The organism is Acidithiobacillus sp., from assembly GCF_023255755.1.
Lineage (GTDB): Bacteria > Pseudomonadota > Gammaproteobacteria > Acidithiobacillales > Acidithiobacillaceae > Acidithiobacillus.
Window position 1 is genome coordinate 1 of sequence record NZ_JAGDVS010000175.1, and the last position, 2,678, is coordinate 2,678.

The window sequence follows — 2,678 nt, forward strand, 5'->3', positions numbered from 1 at the left end:
TTCTTGACCCCTGCGGCCCTCCGACGTAAACGATCAGCATCTTTGGAGCGAGACAACGAGCGGCGAAGTTCATCCATAGACTGGTTGGCCATGCGTAGAACATGGAACTTGTCCACCACGACAGACGCATCAGGCAGCACTTCATGAACTGCATCTCGGTAGGGCCGCCACATATCCATGGCGACTGTGCGGATGCGATCCCTTTGCTTCAGGGCAGCGAGATACCGCAGAATGCTCCGCTTGCCGCGATCTGGTAGTAGATCAATGGCGGTATTTTCCCGCAGATTGGTAATCACGGCGCGGGGGCGACGCAGCAGATGGATTTCGTCGATACCCATCCATTCCGGCGTCTCGAAGTGGTGAGTCTGCTCCAGCGCCTCAATATAATCGTGGGCGATGTTGCGAATGGTGCCTTCCGTAACGCCGATTTCTTCGGCGACACTGGTAAACGTATAGTTGAGCGAACGAGGGCCGATCCAATGGGCCAGTCGCTCCGTCATGCGGCGCTTTCCGTCCACTGCAGGCAGCGATTCCATAAAGGTTTTGCCGCAGCCCCGGCATTTGAAGCGCCGGGCGTCAATATAGAGACCCACCCGTTTCCCGTGCATGGGCAGGTCATGGACCAGTAGTTCTGAACGGCCATAACCTACGCACTGGACACCCTGACATGCTGGGCAGACCGCCGTCGGTGCCAGAGTTTCGATCTGTATATGATAATCGTGTCCTGTTTCCCGTAGGGTGCGTATCGCGTAACCAGGTAGCCGAATGATATTGGCCGAGGCATCGGGGGGTGATTCTAATGAGGCTGGGTTCTCGCCCATGGGGTGCCCTCGCCGTGAACTACTGCCCGTCACCATGGATGTCAGCCGTGAACCCGATAGGGCGAGACCTGGACGGAGGAGTGTGGGTCAACTCCCGGATGGCGTTGATCAACCCGGCGATGGCCTGATCGTGGGTGGATACGGTGCGCTCCAGCGCGTCTAGTTTCTCGGCCAGTTCCTGGTGGGTTGCCAGTATTTCGCGCAACTGGACAAAGGCCCGCACCACGAAAACGCTCATCTCGATGGCCTTGGCGGAGTTGAGCACTGTGGCCGCCATGATAGCCCCATGTTCGGTAAAGGCGTAGGGCAGATACCGGCGGCCACCACGCCCGGTGTTTGAGGTCGCGAATTGCGACCTCAAAGCCGCATACTCCTCATCGTCCAGTTGGAACATGAAGTCCGACGGGAAACGGTCCGAATTGCGCTTGACCTGCTCATTGAGCCGTTTGGTGGTGACCCCGTAGAGTTCCGCCAGGTCAGCATCGAGCATGACGCGCAGCCCACGTATGCGGTAAATCCGCTGTGCAAGGGCTTCTACCTGCATGGGTTCGGCTACGGTCATTTCGTTCTCGTACACAGGAGATTACGAGGTCAATGATAGATGTTTATGGGGTGGCCGTCTATTTTTCTACGCGGCGAGATTTTGCAAGAGCTTTTCCATGCCGACCCGTCCAAGCTCCATGAGTTGTTCCCGGTCCGTCCTGGGCATCCGGGCGTCCAGCATGTTCAGGTTTCCGGTGTCCACCGGAAGAAAGCGCACCCACGGCGCGGCATGCCGGTCCAGGTATTCCTGCCCACGCAGCAGATCGCGCACGCTCAGCGATGCCAGGGCGAAAAGCGTCGGTTCGTTCCCGTGAAGCCTGGGTGGTTCTCCCGTCAAGTAGACGCCGACAGAAGGAACCTCGCTATCTTTGGGAAGCACGTCGCCCGGTATGTCGTCGGTCAGACCGCCATCCACATAGAGCCTCCCATCGACCCGCTTGGGTGGATAGACAAAAGGCAACGAGGACGACGCTCTGGCTGCCTTTGCGACAGGCAGTTCCGGCGTTTCCGCTCGACAGAAAACGGTGCGTTGCCCACGCAGCAAGTCCGTAGCGCAGACGAAAAGCTCCAGGTCAAGGTCGGCAAAGGATTGTCCTTGTGTGTGCCGGGTCAGAAAAGCATCGAGGGCTGCGGTCGCGCAGATACCCCGCCGGGTCAGGAGACGCCAGCCGTTGGTCCAGGAGTCGAAATTCATGAACGGTTGCCAGTCGGTATCCAGGACGAGGTTCACCAAAGACGGAATGTCTCGATGCACCGCGTAAAGGACGGCCACGATAGCGCCACCCGACGTACCACTCAAAGCAGAGACACGGTACCCGGCGGCTTCGATGGCCTGCAATGCCCCCAAATGCACGGGCAGCAGAAAACCGGAGCCGCTCAGCGCTACCTGGATCGGCTTTTTGGACCCCGCAACCGGATGGTTCACAACGCCGTGGTCCTTGGCAATGCCGGCCATCGATTGCTACGCATCTGTTCCACCAAGGTGCGCGCCCGTTCCCCGGTCTGCTGGTACCAAAGACTCTGAACCATGGCATCCGCAGCGCCGGCGTAGTCACCCTGCTGCAAGGCCTGGAGCATCTCGTGAAAACCCAGCAATCCCTGAATCCCCAAATTGAACGTCATGTTCACCAGCACCGCAAAGCGCACCACGGACAGTTGGCTCTCCGCCCAGGGCAAATGCTCGCGCACTTCGTGCCAAGCTCGCGCGACGTCCCGTTCCAAAAGAACGCGCGCTTCCTCTTCGGATATCCCTTGGGCGATCAGATTGCGGCCATAGCCAATGGTGGGGTTACCCTGAACCGTATAGCCGGGGAC

4 protein-coding genes are annotated in these 2,678 nt (G+C 58.9%); all 4 read right to left on the bottom strand.

Annotated elements, in window-relative coordinates; translation table 11 throughout:
- Nucleotides 1-821: ISL3 family transposase (locus tag Q0C48_RS12205; RefSeq protein WP_291524742.1), on the bottom strand; the 821-nt coding region annotated here is incomplete at its 3' end.
- A gap of 19 nt (nucleotides 822-840) precedes the next feature.
- On the bottom strand, nucleotides 841-1,383 hold the full coding sequence (locus tag Q0C48_RS12210) for an ORF6N domain-containing protein (protein ID WP_010637454.1): 543 nt from the start codon (nucleotides 1,381-1,383) through the stop codon (nucleotides 841-843).
- Nucleotides 1,384-1,449: 66 nt separating this feature from the next.
- Nucleotides 1,450-2,289, bottom strand: coding sequence for a patatin-like phospholipase family protein (locus Q0C48_RS12215; protein ID WP_172437569.1), 840 nt, complete (start codon nucleotides 2,287-2,289; stop codon nucleotides 1,450-1,452).
- A partial coding sequence (locus tag Q0C48_RS12220) for a glycoside hydrolase family protein (RefSeq protein WP_291524747.1) occupies nucleotides 2,286-2,678 on the bottom strand: 393 nt, incomplete at its 5' end. The genes Q0C48_RS12215 and Q0C48_RS12220, both read right to left, overlap by 4 nt.

Coding starts and splice junctions, on each gene's coding strand:
- Q0C48_RS12210 (WP_010637454.1), bottom strand. CDS start 1,383: ATGACCGTAGCCGAACCCATGCAGGTAGAAGCCCTTGCACAGCGGATT.